The sequence below is a fragment of the Massilia sp. Root418 genome, assembly GCF_001425265.1.
In the GTDB taxonomy this organism is placed as follows: domain Bacteria; phylum Pseudomonadota; class Gammaproteobacteria; order Burkholderiales; family Burkholderiaceae_D; genus Rugamonas.
This window is the reverse complement of record NZ_LMEC01000020.1, coordinates 216081-234674: the sequence shown is the minus strand read 5'-3', so window position 1 is coordinate 234674 and position 18594 is coordinate 216081. Positions and strand designations below refer to the sequence as shown.

Sequence of the window (18594 nt, the reverse complement as noted above, 5' to 3'; positions counted from 1 at the left end):
CGGCGGGTTACGCGCGTTGCGCTAACCCGCCCTACGTTGTTATAACTTGCAGGCGCCGACGTAGGCGTCCTGGTGGGCGTCGAATACCACGCCCAGCGTGCGGTTGGTGATGCGGCCCTGTGCGTCCTTGCCTATCATGCGCGCGTAGTATTTCTGCACCGGATAGTGGTTGCGGTTGAACTTGAAGTCGCCGCGCACGGATTTGAAGTTTGCCGCCTGCAGGGCCTTGCCGACGGCCGCCTTGTCGGCGAGGTTGCCCTTCACCGTGCGCACCGCCGAATCCATCAGCATGGCCGCGTCGTAGCCCTGGGATGCGTACAGGCTGGGCAGGCGGCCGTAGGTTTTCTCGAAGTCGGCCACGAAGCGCTTGTTCTGCGGGTTGTCGATGTCGTGGCCCCACTGGGACGCGTTGAACATGCCCAGCATGGGCGCGCCCACGGCGCGGATGATGTCTTCGTCGGCCGAGAAGCCCGGGCCGTACAGCTGCAGGTTCTTGGACAGGCCGGCGTCGACGAACTGCTTGATGAAGTTCACGCCCATGCCGCCCGGCAGGAAGATGTATACCGCGTCCGGCTTCATGGCGCGCAGCTGCGCCATTTCGGCGCCGTAGTCCAGTTGCCCCAGCTTGGTCATGATTTCGCCGGCCACGTTGCCCTTGTAGTAGCGCTTGAAGCCGGCCAGCGCGTCCTTGCCGGCCGGGTAGTTCGGCGCGATCAGGGCCACGTTCTTGAAACCGCGCTGCTGCACCTGCTGGCCCACCGCCTCGTGCAGATTGTCGTTCTGCCAGGCGACGTTGTAGAAATAGGGGTTGCACTGCTCGCCCGCGTACTGCGAGGGCCCGGCGTTGGCGCTGACGAAGTAGGTCTTGGAATTGAACACCGTGGGGCCGACCGCCAGCATCAGGTTGGAGAACACGATGCCGCTCATGAAATCGACCTTGTCCTTCTTGATCATCTTGTCGACCAGCTGCTTGGCCACGTCGGGCGATTGCTGGTCGTCGCCGGTGATGACTTCCACCGGCAGGTTGCCCATCTTGTTGCCCAGGTGGGTGAGCGCCAGCGCGAAGCCGTCGCGGATGTCCACGCCCAAGCCGGCGCCCGCGCCCGACAGTGTGGTGACCATGCCCACCTTCACGCTGTCGGCGGCGGATGCCGGGGCGGCCACGCCTGCCAGGGCGGCGGCTGCTGCGGCGGCGAGGGCGGTGTGGCGTAGGGTGATGGCGGTAAGTTTCACTGGCGGCTCCTGGCAGGGTGGTGGGTGGGTATGCTTGTTATGGTTGGCAAAAGCTCATTTGGGCGGCGCGCTGCGCAGCACATGGCGCTGCAGCTTGCCGCTCTGGGTGCGCGGCAGCGCGTCCAGGAATTCTACGGCGCGCGGGTACTTGTACGGCGCCACCGTCTGCTTCACGTGTTCCTGCAGGGCGCGCGCCAGCGCGGCGCCGGCGTCGTGGCCCGGCCGCAGCACCACGAAGGCCTTGACGATCTGGCCGCGCTCCTCGTCCGGCCAGCCGACCACGGCGCATTCGGCCACGGCCGCGTGGCACATCAGCGCCTCTTCCACTTCCGGCGCGGCGATATTGTAGCCAGCCGAGATGATCATGTCATCGGTGCGCGCGTGGTACCAGAAATAGCCGTCCTGGTCCATGCGGTAGGCGTCGCCGGTGAGGTTCCAGCCGTTGCGCACATACTGCTGCTGGCGCGGGTCGTCCAGGTAGCGGCAGCCGGTGGGGCCCTTGACGGCCAGCTGGCCCACTTCGCCGGGCGGCAGCACTTCGCCGTCTGGGCCGAGCACGCAGGCCTGGTAGCCGGGAATGGCCTTGCCTGTGGCGCCGGGCCGCACCGCGTCGCCGGCGGCGGAGATAAAGATGTGCAGCATTTCGGTAGCACCGATGCCGTCGATGATTTCCAGGCCGGTGCTCTCGCGCCAAAGCGTGCGCGTGGCCTTGGGCAGCGCTTCGCCGGCCGAAACCGCCTTCTTCAGCGAAGACAGGTCGTAGCCGCCGGCCAGCGGCGCCATCAGCCGGTAGAAAGTGGGGGCGGTGAAGCAGACGGTGGCGCGGAAGTCCTGGATAGCTTTTAATAGCAGGTCCGGCGTCAGGCGTTCCAGCAGCACGGCGGAGGCCCCTACGCGCAAGGGGAACAGCAGCAGGCCGCCCAGGCCGAAGGTGAAGGCCAGCGGCGGCGTGCCGATGAAGACGTCGTTTGCCTCCGAGCGCAGCGTGGAGCGCGGGAAGCAGTCGCAGATGGCCAGCACGTCGCGGTGGAAGTGCATGGTGCCCTTGGGGACGCCGGTGGTGCCGGACGTGAAGCCGATGATGCAGACGTCGTCGGCGGCGGTGTCGGCCGCGCTGAAGCTGGCCGGCTGGCCGGCCATCGCCTGTTCCAGGCTGCCGGCCGCCTCCGCGTCGCCGAAGTAGAGGGCAGGGCCGGCCATGCCGGTCTGGCTGCGCGCCCCTTCCAGTTCGCCGGCCAGCGCGGCGGAGCACAGCACGGCGTTGACCCTGGCCTTGTCGATGACGACGGACAGCTCCTTGGCCCGCAGCAGCGGCATGGTGGGCACCAGGATGCAGCCCGCCTTCAGCACCGCCAGCGCGCAGGCCGCCATCATGGGGCTGTTGGCGCCACGCAGCAGCACGCGGTTGCCGGCTTGCAGGCCCAGCGGACCGCGCAGCACGTGGGCGATGCGGTCCACTTTTTCCAGCAGCGCCGCATAGGTCCACGTGCCTTCATGGCTGTGGATGGCGGGGCTGGCGCCGTGGCCCTTGGCCACCATCTCGTCCAGCAGTGCGGCGGCGCAGTTCAGGCGGTCCGGATAGTGCAGTTCCGGCAGCGTGGGTTCCATGTCCGGCCACTGATCGCGTGGCGGCAAATTGTCCCGTGCGTAGGTGTCCGTGTAGCCTGTAGCGATCATTTCCTGCTCCGTGTTGACGATGTCTGCGGGGGAGTCCGAACTGCCGGGTTACTGCGATTGAAATATACTTTAAGCTTAAAATAATTAAGCGTCAAGAAAAATATCCCGGCGTGAAAAAAAGCGCCGGCCGCGAGCGAAATAGCTTGATGCTGAGCCAAATTCGGGTAGCATGCTTGAAGCTTAAAGTAATTTTCAAGGCGCTTCTTCGAGAGGGATGGGCATGGATATCGCACTGCTGATTGAGCACGGCCTGAACGGCCTGCAATTCGGGCTGATGCTGTTTTTGCTGGCGGCCGGGCTGACGCTGGTGCTGGGCATTATGGACCTGGTGAACCTGGCGCACGGTTCCCTGTATATGGCGGGCGCCTATTTTGCCGCCAGCTTCACCGGGCTGACCGGCTCCTACTGGCTGGGCTTGCTGCTGGCGGTGGGCGCCACGGCGCTGCTGGGCGTGGTGCTGGAGCTGGCGGTGGTGCGTCGGCTGTATGGGCGGGACCACTTGTCCCAGGTGCTGGCCACCTTTGCACTGATCCTGATTTTCAACCAGGCCGCGCGCATGCTGTGGGGCGCCGCGCCGATCTCGCTCAACGTGCCGCCCGCGCTGGCCACGCCGGTGCAGTTCACGGAACACTTCAGCTACTCTTCCTACCGCCTGTTCATCATTGGCGCCGGCCTGGCCGTGGCGCTGCTGCTGTACTTCGTGGTGGTGAAGACACGCATCGGCATGGTGGTGCGGGCCGGTGCGTCGAACCGTGAAATGGCCGTGGTGATGGGCGCCAGCATCGGTCGCGTGTTCACGCTGCTGTTTGCCTTTGGCGCCGCGCTGTGCGGCCTGGCGGGCGCCTTGCTCGGGCCCATACTCACGGTGCAGTCGGGCATGGGGGAGGGCATCCTGATCCTGGCGTTCGTGGTGATCGTCATCGGCGGCATCGGCTCGATCCGGGGCGCGCTGGCCGGCGCCCTGCTGGTGGGCATGGTCGATACGCTGAGCCGCACGCTGCTGCCCGTGTTGACCCGCGCGCTGGCGCCGGACGGACTGATGGCCGACCTGAGCGCGGCGCTGTCATCGATGCTGATCTACATCCTGATGGCGGCGGTGCTGTTTTTCAAACCCGAGGGCTTGTTCCCTGCACGCGGCTAGGAGCCCATGATGGACACCACCTTGCAAACCACCCTGCACAGCAATCTGCACCACCGCATTCCCCTGCCGCGCACCCTGGTACTGCTGGCGCTGTTCCTGGCTTTCCCATGGGGCGCGCAAGCGCTGGGCCAGGAGTTCTATATCAGCATGGCGTGCCGCCTGATGATCTTCGCGCTGGCGGCCAGCAGCCTCAATCTCATCCTCGGCTTCGGCGGCATGGTCAGCCTGGGCCACGCGGCCTATTTCGGCGCCGGCGCCTACGCGGTCGGCATCCTGATGCAGCACGGCGTGGTGTCGGCCTGGATCAGCTGGCCGGCCGCCATGCTGGTGGGCGGCCTGATGGCGCTGGCCATCGGCGCGCTGTGCCTGCGCACGCGCGGCATCTACTTCATCATGATCACGCTGGCGTTCGCGCAAATGGTGTATTACCTGTTCATTTCGCTGCGCAGCTACGGCGGCGAGGACGGCCTGAACCTGATGTCGCGCTCCTCCCTGGGCGTGCCGGGCGTGGACCTGGCGGGCGACACGGCCTTCTATTACGTGGTGCTGGCGCTGCTGGCGGGCTGCTTGCTGCTGCTGCACCGCCTGGTCAATTCGCGCTTTGGCCGCGTGCTGCAGGCGGTGCGTGACAACGAAACGCGCATGGCCGCCATCGGCTACCCGGTATTCCGCTACAAGCTGACCTGCTTCGCCATGGCCGGCGCACTGGCGGGCCTGGCCGGCGCGCTGATCGCCAACCAGAACATGCTGGTCAGCCCCAGCCTGGTGCACTGGACCCAGTCCGGCAGCCTGATGGTGATGGTGATCCTCGGCGGCGCGGGCTATTTCTGGGGCGGCGTGCTGGGCGCCTTTGCCTTGCTGGTGCTGGAGGAAGTGTTGGGTGGCTATACCGAGCACTGGCAGCTGCCGCTGGGCGTGATACTGCTGGTGGTGGTGCTGCTGCTGCCCAAGGGGATGGCCAGCCTGGCGGACCGATTCAAAGGAGAACGCACATGAGCAGCCCGCTGCTGGAACTGCAAGGCCTGGTCAAGCGCTACGGCGGCCTGACCGCCACCGACCACCTGAACCTCACCGTGAACGCGGGCGAAATCCACGCCATCATCGGCCCCAACGGCGCGGGCAAGACCACGCTGATCCACCAGATCTCGGGCGCGCTGGCCTCCGACAGCGGGCGCATCACCTTTGCCGGCGCCGACGTGACGCGCGTGCCGATGCACCTGCGGGTGCAGTCCGGGCTGGCGCGCTCCTATCAGATCACCAATATCTTCCCGCGCTTTTCGGTGCTGGACAACCTGGCGCTGGCGGTGCAGGCACGCAGCGGCTCCAGCATGCGCTTCTGGCGCCCGGCGCTCGGCGAGCGCGCCATGTTCGAGGAGGCGCGCGCGCTGGCGGAGCGGGTAGGGCTGGGGCAGAACGTGGAACGGCTGGCCGGCAGCCTGGCGCACGGGGCGCAGCGCCAGCTGGAGCTGGGGCTGGCGCTGGCCACGCGTCCGCGCCTGCTGTTGCTCGATGAACCAATGGCGGGGATGGGGCACGAGGAATCGGTGGAGATGATTCCTTTGATCGAAAGCCTGCGGCCGGAGATTGCGGTGCTCATCATCGAGCACGACATGGATGCCGTGTTCCGCATGGCGGACAGGATTTCGGTGCTGGTGGCCGGGCGCGTGATCGCCACCGGCACGCCGGACCAGATCCGCTGCAATGCGGACGTGAAAAAGGCGTATCTGGGCGACGAACTGGGCGACGAGGTGGCGGCATGAGCGCGATACTGAAGGTGCAGGACATTACGGCGGCCTACGGCAGCAGCCAGGTGCTGTTCGGCGTGACGTTCGAGATCAGGCGCGGCGACATCGCCACGCTGCTGGGCCGCAACGGCATGGGCAAGAGCACCACCATCCGCTCTATCCTGGGGCTGAACCGGATCGGCAAGGGCAGCATTGAATTCAACGGGCAGCGCATCGACGGCATGGCCACCGACCGCATCGCCCGCTCGGGGCTGGCCATTGTGCCTGAGGGGCGCCAGATATTTCCCAACCTGACGGTGGAGGAGAACCTGGTGGCCTTTTCGGCCAACCGGGCGCAGTCGGCCGAGCCGTGGACCCTGGCGCGTATCTATGAGCTGTTTCCCCGTTTGAAGGAACGTGCGCACAATATGGGCAAGCAGCTGTCCGGCGGCGAGCAGCAGATGCTGGCCATCGGCCGCGCGCTGATGACCAATCCGCATTTGCTGATACTGGACGAGGCCACGGAAGGGCTGGCGCCGCTGATACGCGAGGAGATCTGGGCTTGCCTGGAGCGCCTGCGCAGCGTGGGACAGACCACGCTGGTGATCGACAAGTACGTGGAGCGGCTGACGCGGTTTGCGGACCGGCATACCATTATCGAGCGTGGTAAGGTGGTGTGGTCGGGCGATTCGCCGACGCTGCGCGCGGCGCCGGAGGTGTGGCACCGCTACGTGGGGGTGTGAGGCGCGGGCGGCGCACGGCGGGTTACGCGCTGCGCGCTAACCCGCCCTACGTGGAGATAACGATGGCGGACCGCACGGCGGGTTACGCGCGTTGCGCTAACCCGCCCTACGGAGCGCAACGGGGGCATAGCGGGGGCGCACGGCGGGCATAACGGCGGGCGCGACGGGGGCATAACGGCGGCGTAAAAGGGGGCGTAAAGGGGGCGTATCGGTGGCGGACCGTAGGGCGGGTTAGCGCATGGCGCGTAACCCGCCGCGCGCCGTCACAGCAGCCGCCGCAAGTCCTCCGGAATGGCGATGGCCTTGTTGCTATCGAGCGAGGTGGTTACGAGCACCTGCGTGGACAGCACCCGCAGCTCGCCGCCCGCGCTGGCGCGCAGCTGCAGCGTGATCGAGCTGTTGCCCACGCGGCTCACGCTCAGGGACAGCATCAGCCGTTCGCCCATCCTGCTGGGCGCCTTGAACTCGCAATCAAGCTTCACGATCGGCAGCCCGCAGCGCCGCTCGCCGACGAAGTGCGCATACCCTATCCCCAGCCCGTCATTGAACCAGTCCTCCACCAGCCCGTTAAACAGCACCAGGTACTGCGGGAAGAACACGATGCCGGCCGGGTCGCAATGCGCAAACCGGACCAGCACTTCACGTTCGAAACAGTGGTCCGGTTTGGCGTCCATGGTTCCCGTCCTCAGAAGGTGTGGCGCAAGCCGAGGTTGACGGCACGGTCGCCCGAGCCCACTTCGGTGGCGTTGCCCACGGTGTAAAAGCCGGTGCTGCCCTTGGCCGCGTCGTTGTCGATGCTGGCGTAGGCCAGGTAGACGTCGGTGCGGCGCGACAGGTAGTAGCTGTAGCCCACGCCCCACTGGTCCGCGCCGCGCCGGGTGCCGGCACGGTCCTTCTTGTCGATGACGGAGGCGCGGAAGGTGTGCGGGCCATACGGCACGGTCACGCCCAGCAGCAGGTCGCGCGAGTCGGCCTGGCCGTTGGGATTGATGGTGTTGTTGATATTGACCGTGCCCCGGTTGGCCGCATAAATCAGCGCGGCCTTGGCCACGCCGAAGTCGTAGGTGGCGCCCAGCATGGTGGTGCGGCCCTTGCTCATGGCGGCGGTGCCTACCGGGATGCTGTTGATGTTGGCGTAGGCGGCCTTGATGCTGAACGGGCCGCTGGTGTAGCCCAGGTTGGCCCCCAGGTTGCGGCCGGCGTCGCTGTTGCCGGCCACTTCGCCCAGGCCGTAGGCCAGTTCGCCCGAAAAGCCGTTCATGTCCGGCAGGGTGTACTTCACGGTGTTGTTCATGCGGATGCCGGCGTTCGACATCAGGTTGGCGGCCGAGCCGGCGGTGCTGAGCGACTGGAACGGGTCCATGCTGGTCATGGCCATGAACAGCGGCGTGTACTGGCGGCCCAGGGTGAGCGTGCCGGACTTGGTCTGCAGGCCGACCAGCGCCTGGCGGCCGAACAGCACGCCGCCCTGGCCGCTCACGCCGGTGTCCAGGCCGAAGCCCATCTCCAGCGCGAAGATGCCTTTCATGCCGTCGCCCAGGTCCTCGCTGCCGCGGAAGCCAAGGCGCGAGCCGCCTTCCACGCCGCCGGTCAGCTTGGTGATGTTGCCCGCCACGCCGCCCGATTCGCGCACGATGCCGGCGTCCACCGCGCCGTACACGGTGACGCTGCTTTGCGCGGCGGCCAGGCCGGAGAAGGAACAGGTGGAACACATGGCGACTGCGAGCAAGGTCTTTTTCATCTTGTTTTCCTGGTTGGGGGGAGAGGGGCCTGCAACAGAACACAAACAGAAGATACTTTAAGCTTAAACATATTAGGTGTAAATCAGTTTGTGCGGGCCGTTGTTTTCTGGACAGCGCCTGTTGTGGTAAGGTGCGCGGGCATACACAGCATGGAATTCTTATGGCGGATATCGACCCCGGCGACTTGCTCCTGTTCGCCCGGATAGTGGAGTGCGGCAGCTTCAGCGCGGCCGCGGAGCGGGTGGGACAGCCCAAGTCCACCGTGTCGCGCCGGCTGTCGCTGCTGGAAACGCAGCTTGGCGAGCGCCTGCTGCAAAGGACCACGCGGCGCCTGGTGCTCACCGAGTTCGGCGCCAGCCTGCTGGAGCACGCGCGCAAGGTGACGGAGGAAGTGGAAGCGGCGGGCGCGCTGGCGCAGCACCGCCAGCAGGCGCCCAGCGGGCTGCTGCGCGTGTCCATGCCGGCGGACTTCGCCAACCACGCCATGGGCACGCTGATGGCGCGCTTCATGGAGAAATACCCGGCCATCTCGCTGGAGATCGACTTGTCGCCGCGCCGGGTGGACCTGGTGGCCGAGGGCTTCGACCTGGCCATCCGCATGGGCAACCTGCCGGACGACTCCACCCTGGCGGCGCGCGCGGTGGCCATCAGCAAGCTTGCGCTGTACGCGTCGCCCGGCTACACCACCATGCGCGGCTTGCCCGAGCACCCCGACGACCTGTACAAGCACGACCTGCTCAGCTTGCCGCCCAAGCTGAACGGCATGATACGCTGGCACCTGCTGCGCGGGAAAACCGAGTGGCAGCGCGAACTGCCGGCGCGCATGATCGCCAATTCACCGGAGATGCTGGTGCGCATGGCCTGCACCGGCATCGGCATCGCCGCCAGCACCGAGCTGTTTGCGCAGAGTTTCCTGGACAGCGGACAGCTGGTACGCGTGCTGCCCGAATGGAGTTTCCCCACCGTCACTGGCTGGGCCGTGTTCCCCGGCCGCCGCCTGATGCCGGCCAAGACCCGGGTGTTCCTCGATATGCTGGAGTCGCTCGGCGGCCCGGTGGGCGCCAGCCGCGCCTGATCCTGGCGCAACCTCACTTGGCCAGCAGCACGCCCCAGGTGAAGTCGTACTTGAGCGCGTTCTTCAGCACCGCCGGGAGGGGCTTGCCGGTGGGGTTGAACGGCAGCATGGCCTGCGCCGCGAGCGGCGGGGCTCCGGTGGCGTCGAACGAGGCGTAGGCGTGGCAGGTGATGCAGGAAGAAGCCGCCACGGTGCCGTTGCCGACGATGCGTTCGATCACCGAGTTACCCAGCGCGTAAGGCGTACCATTCTTGGCCGTGTAATCCACCTGCGACGATTTCAGGCAGTAGTTCTGCCATACGGGAGACAGCCTGGCTTCCGCCATCAGCGCCTTCAGCGCGGGCGACTTCTCGCAGGCGCCGTACTGCGTGTTGATGGCGCTGCGATCGGGCGCGACCACGTGCTTGACGGCGCCGAAGCTGTCATGGCAGCCCAGGTCGTCGCAGCGGCCGGGGCTCTTCTGGTGCTCGAACGTGCCCCAGACCCAGTTCGGGTTCTGGCGGCTGCTCACGTGCAGCGCCACCACCGCGTATTCCACCTTGTCGGCCACGCCGGTGTAGTACAGCTGGCGGATGCGATCCACGCTGCCCAGTTCGGGTATCCACTTCAGCAGGGTTTGTACCGGCACCCAGTCGCCCTTGATGGAGATGGCGCTGGTTGGCATCTGCACGTCGACCGACCTGGCGTAGGCGGCGGCCAAGCCGGCTTTCGTGTTGAGGCCGTTGGTCACGATGTAGTCGAACTGCGGGCGGTTGCGGCGCACTTCCTCGGCGATGCAGGGCAGGGGCGTGCCGTCCGCCGGGAAGCCGCCTGCCGCAGCGTTGCCGGGCGGGGAGCAGGGCACGTCGATGGGGCTCACCTGGCTGGCGGTGGCGGCAGTGCTGGCCGGGCCGGCGCCGTGGGTGCGGTTGCCGCGCAGCACACTGCGCTGGAACTTCTTCGGCGCGCCGGCGCTGGGCCAGACCGGGTTGGCGGAGAAAGTTTCGGCGTCCGAGGCCCAGGTTTCAAAGACCACCGCGCCCGGCACGCCCGGCGCGGGCGCCGCGAATTGCGTGAGCAGGCGCCAGATGTATTCATCGGAGTTCTGTTTGCTGCCCTGCACCGGGCCGGCGCGGGCGGTTTCGACCACGCGCAAGGCGTTGGGAGATTGCGCCAGTGCGAATGAACTGGCCGACAGCAGGGCTGCCAGAATGGCTGAACGTTTCGGTAAAACAGGCGTACCGCAGATACTCTTCAAGGCAATTCTCCCGGATAGGTTAATCGAACGAGTCATGCAGCACTCCGATGATTTGCTATCCGAAAAGAAATGCCTTGAGAATAGTCAAGCTTGTTGTTCTTGTCGCTGGCTGCATTGCCCACCGATTCGCAGGGTGGGCGCGCTTTTTTCGGTTTTTACTAAAACCTGCTACTCATTGCTAATCCGCGATATTCATCGATATTTCGCAGGTTTTTGCGCTAAGCGGACCTAAATAGTGCTGGACGCTAATTTTAGTAAGGGATAGCGCGCTGTAGTAAGCCTTAGCAGGAGTTAGCAGCTTTTAGTAAATCCCGTTTTTTAAACTCCCCCGTGTCCCCTCAGCCGAAAGTGTGTGGCTGCCCGGGCTCAGCGCGCCGGCAGTGGGAACTGGCGCAGCTACTTACCCAGTTCCTGCTGCGCTTTCAGCACCAGCGCGTCCATGACCTGGAAGGCGGCGGCTTCCACCGAGGGGCGTGGCAAGCTGGGGTTGCTTTCCGAGACCATGGAAGGCGAGGTCAGGTAGCGGCCGTTGATGACCACGGTCGGGGTGCCATCCACACGGTAGCTGCCAACCAGCTTTTCCAGGTTGCGCAGGCGGGTCAGCACGCCGAAGGACGTGTAGGCGGCCTGGAATTGCGCCTTGTCGATACCGTTCTGTACCGCCCAGGCCAGGTTGTCTTCGTCCGACTTGAGGCGTTTGCGCTCCACGTGCCAGGTGTTCAACACCTTACCGTGCATGCTCTCGTCCAGCTTCAGCGCTTCCAGGGTCAGGAACAGGTGCGCTTCCGGATCGGCAGCGCCGGTGTGCGGGACGTGGATGCGGCGGAACTGGATGGCGTCGCCTTGTTTCCTCAACCACGCAGCCAGGCCCGGTTCCAGCATATTGCAGGCCGGGCAGTGGTACATGAAGAACTCCACCACTTCCACTTTCTTGCCCTGCGCCTGCGGCGTCACTGGCGATGCCAGGGTGCGGTATTCCGCGCCGTCGCGCGGCACGGCGGGCGAGGCGGAGGCGGGCAGGGCGGCGACAGCGGCCGCCAGGGCCAGGCTCATCGCCAGTACGGTACGTTTCAGCATTGTCGCGGTCTTTGCAGTCTTATTTGAGGTTGGCCATGGCTTCCCCCAGCCGCACGGGTCCGGCCGGCTGCCAGCTGTCGTTGAAATGCAGCGTGTCCCTGGGGAACAGCATCACCACCGTGGAGCCCAGCAGGAAGCGGCCCAGTTCCTCGCCCTTTTTCAGGACGATGTTCTGGTCGGCATAGGTCCACTCCTGAACGCTGCTGTGGCGCGGCGGGTTGACCACGCCGTGCCACACAGTGGCCATGCTGCCGACAATGGTGGCGCCCACCAGGGTCATGACGAAGGGGCCGCTGGCGGTGTCGAACACGCATACCACCCGCTCGTTGCGGGCGAACAGGCCGGGAATGCCGCGCGCGGTGGTGGGGTTGACCGAGAACAGCTCGCCCGGCACATAGATCATGCGGGTCAGCTTGCCGTCGCATGGCATGTGGATGCGGTGGTAGTCGCGCGGGCTCAGGTACAGATTAGCGAAGCTGCCGTGCTGGAACTGCGCGGCCAGTTCGCGGTCGCCGCCCACCAGCGCGGTGGTGGTGAATTTGTGGCCCTTGGCCTGGAAGATCTGGTCATCCTCGATCGCGCCGAACTGGCTGATGCGGCCATCCACGGGGCAGATGAAGTCGGCGTCGGCCAGCGGCCGCGCATCCGGGCGCAGCGCGCGGGTGAAGAATTCGTTGAACGAAGCGTAGCTGGCAATGTCCGGGTTGGCCGCCTCGGCCATATTGACGTCGTAGCGGCCCACGAACCACCGTATCATGCGCGTGGTCATGGCGCCGCCCTTGGCGCCTGCCACGCGGCCGGCGAAGTTGGTCAGCGCGCCCTTGGGCAGCAGGTATTGCGGCAGTACAGCGAGACGGTCGGACACAGTTATCACACCTATCAATATAGACGAATACGCATTATAACGGCGCGCCACGTGCAAAGCACGATTTCTGCATGTCGCAACGACGCCGCGCACGATTGAATATATTTCCCAACAACAAGCACTTATGAGAAAATGTAGCCTTTTTTGCAAAGTTATACTGCGCCATGGCTCGCTTTCATACTGCAATGAATTTCTCCTTGGCCGCCGCCGCCGTGGCGTCGGCCCTGAATTCCTGGGCCGCGCCGGTGCCCTTGAAGGAAAACAGGGATGAGAAGACGTCTATACAAAAGGTGGAAGTAAACGGCTCGGCTGCGGATTACGACGCGCGGCGCGACGACACGGCTAGCAAAATTGTAGTGGGCGCCGAAGAAATCCTGCGCTATGGCGACAGCAATATCGCCGAGGTGCTGAAGCGCCTGCCCGGCGTGACGGTGAGCACCGGCCGCGGCGGCAGCACCGACATCCGGCTGCGTGGCCTGGGCGCCGGTTATACCCAGATCCTGCTCAACGGCGAGCGCGCCCCGGCCGGCTTCTCCTTCGACCAGCTCTCGCCGGACGCGATCGAGCGGGTGGAAATCATGCGCGCGGCCAGTGCCGAGTTCAGCGCCCAGGCGATCGCGGGCACCATCAACATCGTACTGAAGAAGGCGGTCAGGACAGCACAGCGCGAACTCAAGGCCACGGCCGGGCGGGGCAACGATTTCTCGCAGGGCAACGGGATCTTTACCCTCTCCGACAAGGACGGCAATTTTTCCTATTCCGCCGTGCTGACCTTGAACCGGCTGAATTTCCACTGGCTCAAGCTGATCGAAGACAACGGCACCGATGCGCGCGGCCAGGCCAATTTGCTGCGCGAGTCCGAATCCAACGAGGTAGGCCGCCTGGAGAACCTCAACCTGGCGCCGCGCCTGAACTGGACATTGCCGAACGGCGACACGCTGACGTCGCAGAACTTCATCGCCTCCAACCGCTACCGCGTGGTGGCCACGGTGGATAGCCGCACGGTGTTCGGCGCGCCGCAGGATTTCGACGGCACCGCCAACGATGTCCAGATCCGCAACGATTTTTACCGCAGCGACCTGAACTGGATGCACAAGCTGGCCGGCGGCGGCAAGCTGGACACCAAGCTGGGCCTGAACGCCAACCGCAACAGCAACGCCATGCGCCAGACCGGCGCGCTGCGCGGGGTGCCCGGCCTGGACCGCCAGGTGGACAGCCTGTCCAGGGAGCGCGGCTACACCTTCACGGGCAAGTATTCCACGCCGCTGGTGCCGGGCCATGCCTTGTCCATGGGCTGGGACGGCGCCGACAGCCGGCGCGACGACACCCGCGTGCAGCGCGAGGCGCCGCTGCCCGGCGCGCGCCCGGCCAATATGGACGAGGACTTCGCCGCCGACGTGCGGCGCCTGGCGCTGTACGCCCAGGACGAGTGGGACTTCACGCCGCGCCTGTCGATCTACGCCGGGCTGCGCTGGGAAGGCCTGGAGACCGGGAGCCACGGATCGGGCTTCGAACCGATCAGCAGCCGCAGCAGCGTGTTCAGTCCGGTGCTGCAAACGCTGTGGAAGATCCCGGACACCAAGGACCAGCTGCGCGCAGCGCTGACGCGCACCTACAAGGCGCCGGCCACCACGGCGCTGATTCCGCGCCGCACCCTGGCCGCCAACAACACCCAGAACACGCCCGATTTCCGCGGCAATCCCGCGCTCAAGCCGGAACTGGCGCTGGGTCTGGACCTGTCGTATGAGCACTACTGGGCCGGCACCGCGCTGCTGAGCGCCAGCGGCTTCGTGCGCAAGATCAGCGACTACACCCGCCAGGAGCTGCTGCTGGAGAATGGCCGCTGGGTGCAGACCTCCGTCAACGACGGCAGCGCGGTGGCGCGCGGGGTGGAGCTGGAAGCGAAGTTTCCGCTGAAGGCGGTGATGGAAACGGCGCAGGCGGTGGACCTGCGCGCCAGCGTCAGCCGCAACTGGTCGCGGGTGGACGCCGTGCCGGGGCCGTACAACCAGCTGAACCAGCAAGTGCCGCTGCAGGCCACGCTGGGCGTGGATTACAAGTCGGCGGACGGCGTGGTGACGGCGGGCGGCAGCTTTATCTTCAAGCGCGGCGGGGTCTCGCGCATCAGCACCGAACAGTCCAGCTTCGTGACCGCCAAGCGCGACCTGGACGTCTACTTCCTGTATAAGTTCACGCCCAGGCACGCGCTCAGGCTGTCGATTGTCAGCGCGCTGGCGGAGGACTGGCTGGAGGAATATACCTATGCGGATCCGCGCGGCAGCCTGCGCCGCAATTCGCTGGCGCCGGGCGCGGCGCAATTCCGCGCCGGGCTGGAGTGGAAATTGTAGAAATCGTAAAAGGGGCGGGCAGTTTTCCGGCGTCGAGCCGGGTGGTATGATTGCTGCATGATAAACACCACCCAAGCCGAGCCGGAGGCCTTGCGCCTTGCCCTGTCCGAAGTGCGCGAGTTGCAGCGCACCGTGGTCGCGCTGCGCGCCGAGCTGGAGCAGGCCCAGCACGACCGCCGGCGCGACGCGCAGGATGCGCTGGCCGCCGCACACAATGAGACCCAGCAGATGCGCGCCACGGTGACCTCGCTGCGCGACGCGCTGGAGCAGGCGCATGCCGCGCGGGACAACGCGGTCAAGGCTGCGCTGGCCGGTTCCATCGCCGAGATCGCCCAGCTGCGTGAAACCGTGACCGCGCTGCGCAGTGCGCTGGAGCGGGCGCACGGCGAGCATGACAGTGCGCAGCAGCAGAGCGCCAGCGCGCAGCGGGCCGAAGTGCAGCAGCTGCACGACACCATCCGCGCGCTGCGCAGCGCGCTGGAAGGCGCGGCCGCATGAACGACCGCCTGAACGAGATGCTGGACGGGCCGAACCCCGCGCCGGCCGGCAAATCCAAAGCCGCCGCCCATTCCTCGCGCCTGCGCACGGCAGAGCTGCTGCTGGAAGTGTCGCGCCGCATGGCCGCCTACGACACGCTGGACGAAATCCTCACCGCGCTGGTGGAAGTGACCACCGAGGAGCTGGACGCCGAGCGCGGCACCCTGTTCCTGAACGATCCCGAAACCAATGAATTGTTCTCGCGCGTGGCGCAGGGCGAAACCCAGCGCGAAATCCGCTTCCTGAACACCTCCGGCATCGCCGGGCACGTGTTTACCACCGGCGAGCCGCTGATGATTGCCGACGCCTACGGCGATGCGCGCTTCAACCGCGCCATCGACGAGCAGACCGGCTTCGTCACCCGCAACATCCTGTGCGTGCCGATCCGCACCTTCAAGGGCGAGATCATCGGCGTGTCGCAGACGCTGAACCGGCGCCGCGGCCAGTTCACCCGCAAGGACCTGGAACTGCTGGCCGCGCTCACCACGCAGGGCACGCTGGCGCTGCAAAGCGCACGCTTCCTGGAAAGCATGAAGAAAGTGCGGCGCCAGGAGATGGAGTTCATCGACGTGGTGTCCGAAGTGACCGCCGACATCAAGCTCGGCTCGTTGCTGCAGCGCGTGATGGGCGAGGCCACGCGCATGCTCAACGCCGAGCGCTCCACTCTGTTCCTGAACGACGAGAAGACCGGCGAGCTGTGGTCGGAAGTGGGGCAGGGGCTGGAGTCGATGCAGATCCGCCTGCCCAACACGGCCGGCATCGCGGGCGCCGTGTTCAGCTCGGGCAAGACCATCAACATCCCTTACGCCTACGCGGACCTGCGCTTCAATCCGGCCTTCGACAAGCGCACCGGCTTCTTCACGCGCTCGATTCTGTGCGTGCCCATCGTCAACAAGCACGGCAAGACCATCGGCGTGACGCAGGTGCTGAACAAGCGCGGCGGGCCCTTCAGCATGGAAGACGAATCGCGCCTGCGCGCCTTCACCGCGCAGATTTCCATCGCGCTGGAAAACGCCAAGCTGTTTGCCGACGTGCAGCAGATGAAGAACTACAACGAGGCCATGCTGGAGTCCATGTCCAACGGCGTGGTCACGCTGGACGGGCAGGAAAAAATCGTCACCTGCAACGCGGCTGGCCTGCGCATCCTGCGCGCGGACGCCGCCCAGCTGCTGGGCCGCCAGGCAGCCGACTTCTTCACCGGCCCCAACACCTGGGTGCTGGACAAGCTGCGCCTGGTGGAGGAGAACCACGTGGCCGAGCACTTCATGGACGCGCCGCTGATCGTCGGCGAGGACACCATCTCCGTCAACTTCAACGTGCAGCCGCTGCTGTCGGTGGAGAAGAAGCGCATCGGCTGGATGCTGATGCTGGAGGATATCTCCAGTGAAAAGCGGCTGAAAGCCACCATGTCGCGCTATATGGATCCCGGCATTGCCGACCAGATGGTGGCCAACGGTGCCGAGATGCTGGGCGGGAAGAACGTCAACGCCACGGTGCTGTTCTCGGACGTGCGCAGCTTCACCACCATCACCGAGCAATTGGGCGCGCAGGGCACGGTGGCGCTGCTGAACGAATACTTCACCATGATGGTGGACTGCATCCAGCGCGAAGCAGGCATGCTGGACAAGTTCATCGGCGACGCCATCATGGCCGCGTTCGGCATCCCGGTGGCGCACGAGGACGACCCGGACCGCGCGGTGCGCACCGCCATCGCCATGATGGCCGAACTGCGCGCCTGGAACCGGCTGCGCGTGCGCGACGGCAAGCTGGCGGTGGACATCGGCATCGGCCTGAACACGGACCAGGTCGTGTCCGGCAATATCGGCTCCAAGAAGCGCATGGACTACACCATCATCGGCGACGGCGTGAACCTGGCGGCGCGGCTGGAGTCGGCCTGCAAGCAGTACGGCGCGCACATCCTGATCAGCGAATTCACCTACCGCGCGCTGCGCGGCACCTACCGCATGCGCGAGCTGGACACGGTGGTGGTGCAGGGCAAGACCAAGCCGGTGTCGATCTACGAGGTGCTCGACTACCACACCGAGGACAGCTACCCCCACCTGATCGAGGCCATGGGCCTGTTCCGCGACGGCATCATCAACTACCGCCAGCGCAAATGGCAGGCGGCGCGCGCGCTGTTCCAGCAAGTGCTGGCGCTGAACGGCGCCGACAAGGCGGCCGCGCTGTACGTGCAGCGCTGCGAACGCCTGGCGGCCGAGCCGCCGCCGGACGACTGGGACGGCACTTACGTCATGCAAAGCAAATAATGAAAATCCCCCGGAGCACGCTGGAGCAATGGCAGGTGCTGCAAGCCATCGTGGAATGCGGCGGCTATGCGCAGGCGGCGGAAGCGCTGCACCGCAGCCAGTCTTCGGTCAGCTATATGGTGGCCAAGCTGCAGGAGCAGCTCGGCATCGAGCTGCTGGAGATCGACGGCCGGCGCGCCAGGCTCACCCAGAACGGCGCCACCCTGCTGCGCAAGGCGCGCGAGCTGCTGGACGACGCCTTCCAGCTGGAAGAGCTGGCGGCCAGCCTGAACGAAGGCTGGGAATCCGAACTGCGCTTCGCGGTGGACAGCCTGTTCCCCAGCGAGCTGCTGATCCAGATCCTGCAGGAGTTCGAGCCGCTGGCGCGGCACACGCGGGTCAACCTGGAGGAAACCATCCTGTCCGCCTCGGACGACGTGCTGCGCGAAAAGCGGGCCGACGTGGTGATTGCCAACTACGTCCCCAGCGGCTTCCTCGGCGACGCGCTGCTGGACATCGAATTCCTGGCCGTGGCCCATCCCGGCCACCCGCTGCACGGGCTGAACCGCGACCTCAACGAGGACGACCTGGAGCGCCACCTGCATATCGTGGTGCGCGACGGCGGGGTGTCGGCCACGCGCGATTTCGGCTGGCTCAACACGGCCCAGCGCTGGACCGTGACCAGCCCGGCCACGCGCACCGAGATGGTGTGTGCCGGCCTGGGCTTCGCGTGGATGGCCACGCACAAGATCCAGAGCCAGCTCGCTTCCGGCACGCTCAAGCCGCTGCGGCTGCGGGTAGGGCAAAAGCGCAAGCTGTCGCTTTCGCTGATCATCGCCAACGCCGAGCGGCCCGGCCCGGCGGCCTGCCAGCTGGTGAGCATCATCCGCACCGTCATCGCCCGCCACTGCAAATACAAGGCCGGCGGCTGCCCGGCGATCTGAGCTTC

The 18594-nt window shown here is 65.9% G+C and carries 16 protein-coding genes; 9 read left to right on the top strand and 7 right to left on the bottom strand.

What is annotated here, in order from left to right; all coding sequences use genetic code 11:
- Positions 1–39 precede the first annotated feature (39 nt).
- Both ASC94_RS13580 and ASC94_RS13575 read right to left on the bottom strand, forming a co-directional pair.
- Positions 40–1233, bottom strand: coding sequence for an ABC transporter substrate-binding protein (locus ASC94_RS13580; RefSeq protein WP_056395418.1), 1194 nt, complete (start codon positions 1231–1233; stop codon positions 40–42).
- 54 nt (positions 1234–1287) lie between these two features.
- Positions 1288–2910, bottom strand: a complete 1623-nt coding sequence (locus tag ASC94_RS13575; RefSeq protein ID WP_056395415.1) for an AMP-binding protein — start codon at positions 2908–2910, stop codon at positions 1288–1290.
- Between the two features lie 220 nt (positions 2911–3130).
- Between ASC94_RS13575 and ASC94_RS13570 the strand changes: the two genes are divergently transcribed.
- Genes ASC94_RS13570 through ASC94_RS13555 form a run of 4 tightly spaced genes read left to right on the top strand, consistent with a single transcriptional unit; the run spans position 3131 to position 6518 of the window.
- The gene (locus tag ASC94_RS13570; protein ID WP_056397855.1) at positions 3131–4051 is read left to right on the top strand and encodes a branched-chain amino acid ABC transporter permease; all 921 of its coding nucleotides are present in this window, start codon (positions 3131–3133) and stop codon (positions 4049–4051) included.
- 6 nt (positions 4052–4057) lie between these two features.
- Positions 4058–5047, top strand: coding sequence for a branched-chain amino acid ABC transporter permease (locus tag ASC94_RS13565; protein WP_229417265.1), 990 nt, complete (start codon positions 4058–4060; stop codon positions 5045–5047).
- Positions 5044–5811, top strand: a complete 768-nt coding sequence (locus ASC94_RS13560) for an ABC transporter ATP-binding protein (protein ID WP_056395413.1) — start codon at positions 5044–5046, stop codon at positions 5809–5811. The genes ASC94_RS13565 and ASC94_RS13560 overlap by 4 nt, the downstream gene beginning before the upstream one ends.
- Positions 5808–6518 (top strand): ABC transporter ATP-binding protein, encoded by a 711-nt coding sequence (locus tag ASC94_RS13555; protein WP_056395410.1) that lies wholly within the window; start codon positions 5808–5810, stop codon positions 6516–6518. Before ASC94_RS13560 ends, ASC94_RS13555 begins: the two co-directional genes overlap by 4 nt.
- A 263-nt stretch (positions 6519–6781) precedes the next feature.
- Here ASC94_RS13555 and ASC94_RS13550 read toward each other — a convergent pair whose 3' ends face one another.
- Together ASC94_RS13550 and ASC94_RS13545 are read right to left on the bottom strand one after the other, a co-directional pair.
- Entirely contained in the window at positions 6782–7192 is a 411-nt protein-coding gene (locus ASC94_RS13550; RefSeq protein WP_056395408.1) for a thioesterase family protein, read from the bottom strand.
- Between the two features lie 11 nt (positions 7193–7203).
- Positions 7204–8259: a porin gene (locus ASC94_RS13545; RefSeq protein WP_056395405.1), complete on the bottom strand. Its 1056-nt coding sequence runs from the start codon at positions 8257–8259 to the stop codon at positions 7204–7206.
- A gap of 161 nt (positions 8260–8420) precedes the next feature.
- Here ASC94_RS13545 and ASC94_RS13540 point away from each other — a divergent pair, with 161 nt between their 5' ends.
- A complete protein-coding gene (locus tag ASC94_RS13540; protein WP_056395400.1) occupies positions 8421–9335 on the top strand; it encodes a LysR family transcriptional regulator in 915 nt (304 codons plus the stop codon).
- A 13-nt stretch (positions 9336–9348) separates the two neighbouring features.
- On the opposite strand, the gene ASC94_RS13535 is transcribed toward ASC94_RS13540, so the two are convergent.
- The 3 genes from ASC94_RS13535 to asd all read right to left on the bottom strand — a co-directional run bounded on the left by ASC94_RS13535 (position 9349) and on the right by asd (position 12514).
- Positions 9349–10572, bottom strand: a complete 1224-nt coding sequence (locus ASC94_RS13535) for a hypothetical protein (RefSeq protein WP_157201445.1) — start codon at positions 10570–10572, stop codon at positions 9349–9351.
- A 396-nt stretch (positions 10573–10968) separates the two neighbouring features.
- Entirely contained in the window at positions 10969–11649 is a 681-nt protein-coding gene (locus ASC94_RS13530) for a thiol:disulfide interchange protein DsbA/DsbL (RefSeq protein ID WP_056395394.1), read from the bottom strand.
- A 19-nt stretch (positions 11650–11668) separates the two neighbouring features.
- Positions 11669–12514 (bottom strand): archaetidylserine decarboxylase, encoded by an 846-nt coding sequence (asd, locus tag ASC94_RS13525; protein ID WP_056395393.1) that lies wholly within the window; start codon positions 12512–12514, stop codon positions 11669–11671.
- 185 nt (positions 12515–12699) lie between these two features.
- Between asd and ASC94_RS13520 the strand changes: the two genes are divergently transcribed.
- The 4 genes from ASC94_RS13520 to ASC94_RS13505 are packed head-to-tail and all read left to right on the top strand — an operon-like array spanning position 12700 to position 18589.
- Entirely contained in the window at positions 12700–14862 is a 2163-nt protein-coding gene (locus tag ASC94_RS13520) for a TonB-dependent siderophore receptor (protein ID WP_229417264.1), read from the top strand.
- A 57-nt stretch (positions 14863–14919) separates the two neighbouring features.
- On the top strand, positions 14920–15360 hold the full coding sequence (locus ASC94_RS13515; protein WP_056395385.1) for a hypothetical protein: 441 nt from the start codon (positions 14920–14922) through the stop codon (positions 15358–15360).
- On the top strand, positions 15357–17666 hold the full coding sequence (locus ASC94_RS13510) for a GAF domain-containing protein (protein ID WP_200955689.1): 2310 nt from the start codon (positions 15357–15359) through the stop codon (positions 17664–17666). Before ASC94_RS13515 ends, ASC94_RS13510 begins: the two co-directional genes overlap by 4 nt.
- Complete coding sequence (locus tag ASC94_RS13505; RefSeq protein WP_056395382.1) at positions 17666–18589, top strand: LysR family transcriptional regulator; 924 nt, start codon at positions 17666–17668, stop codon at positions 18587–18589. Before ASC94_RS13510 ends, ASC94_RS13505 begins: the two co-directional genes overlap by 1 nt.
- The last annotated feature ends 5 nt before the right edge of the window (positions 18590–18594 follow it).

Bases quoted from the DNA above. Each gene is read 5' to 3' on its own strand.
- ASC94_RS13545 (WP_056395405.1), bottom strand. From the start codon at position 8,259: ATGAAAAAGACCTTGCTCGCAGTCGCCATGTGTTCCACCTGTTCCTTC.
- ASC94_RS13520 (WP_229417264.1), top strand. From the start codon at position 12,700: ATGAATTTCTCCTTGGCCGCCGCCGCCGTGGCGTCGGCCCTGAATTCC.
- ASC94_RS13575 (WP_056395415.1), bottom strand. From the start codon at position 2,910: ATGATCGCTACAGGCTACACGGACACCTACGCACGGGACAATTTGCCG.
- ASC94_RS13565 (WP_229417265.1), top strand. From the start codon at position 4,058: ATGATGGACACCACCTTGCAAACCACCCTGCACAGCAATCTGCACCAC.
- ASC94_RS13530 (WP_056395394.1), bottom strand. From the start codon at position 11,649: ATGCTGAAACGTACCGTACTGGCGATGAGCCTGGCCCTGGCGGCCGCT.
- ASC94_RS13560 (WP_056395413.1), top strand. From the start codon at position 5,044: ATGAGCAGCCCGCTGCTGGAACTGCAAGGCCTGGTCAAGCGCTACGGC.
- ASC94_RS13555 (WP_056395410.1), top strand. From the start codon at position 5,808: ATGAGCGCGATACTGAAGGTGCAGGACATTACGGCGGCCTACGGCAGC.
- ASC94_RS13550 (WP_056395408.1), bottom strand. From the start codon at position 7,192: ATGGACGCCAAACCGGACCACTGTTTCGAACGTGAAGTGCTGGTCCGG.
- ASC94_RS13505 (WP_056395382.1), top strand. From the start codon at position 17,666: ATGAAAATCCCCCGGAGCACGCTGGAGCAATGGCAGGTGCTGCAAGCC.
- ASC94_RS13570 (WP_056397855.1), top strand. From the start codon at position 3,131: ATGGATATCGCACTGCTGATTGAGCACGGCCTGAACGGCCTGCAATTC.
- ASC94_RS13540 (WP_056395400.1), top strand. From the start codon at position 8,421: ATGGCGGATATCGACCCCGGCGACTTGCTCCTGTTCGCCCGGATAGTG.
- ASC94_RS13515 (WP_056395385.1), top strand. From the start codon at position 14,920: ATGATAAACACCACCCAAGCCGAGCCGGAGGCCTTGCGCCTTGCCCTG.
- ASC94_RS13510 (WP_200955689.1), top strand. From the start codon at position 15,357: ATGAACGACCGCCTGAACGAGATGCTGGACGGGCCGAACCCCGCGCCG.